The organism is Bartonella sp. AA2SXKL (assembly GCF_042197205.1).
In the GTDB taxonomy this organism is placed as follows: Bacteria; Pseudomonadota; Alphaproteobacteria; order Rhizobiales; family Rhizobiaceae; genus Bartonella.
The window spans coordinates 1-352 of sequence record NZ_JBHIRN010000112.1 but is presented as its reverse complement, the minus strand read 5'-3'; the positions used below and the strand labels follow the sequence as shown (position 1 = coordinate 352).

The 352-nt window shown below is 40.3% G+C and carries 1 protein-coding gene; it reads left to right on the top strand.

Features of this window, described 5'->3' with window-relative positions:
* A partial coding sequence (locus ACFINS_RS10120) for an autotransporter outer membrane beta-barrel domain-containing protein (protein WP_375706191.1) occupies positions 1-352 on the top strand: 352 nt, incomplete at both ends.

The window sequence follows — 352 nt, the reverse complement described above, 5'->3', positions numbered from 1 at the left end:
AATGAGCTGCAAGCTGTACGTGCGGGAAGAGGAATTCTAGACAGAGGTAAGAAAAATACGGCTTTCTGGGCGCACGCAATTAAGAGCAAAGAACACATCGTTGCAGATCATAAAGACTTTAAGCTTGATCAGACAGGTATAGTTTTAGGTGTCAGTGGTGTAAGTGAGTTAATGGGTGGAGAGTTTTATATCGGTGGTTTTGGTAGTTATGATCAAGCACGTGTTGCACATGCACGAGGTGGTGTGAGCGGCATAAGCACTTATAGCATTGGAGCGTATGCAACTTATTTTGATAAGAGTGGATGGTATTTAGATAGTATTTTAAAATACAATCAGTATCAGAATAACCTAA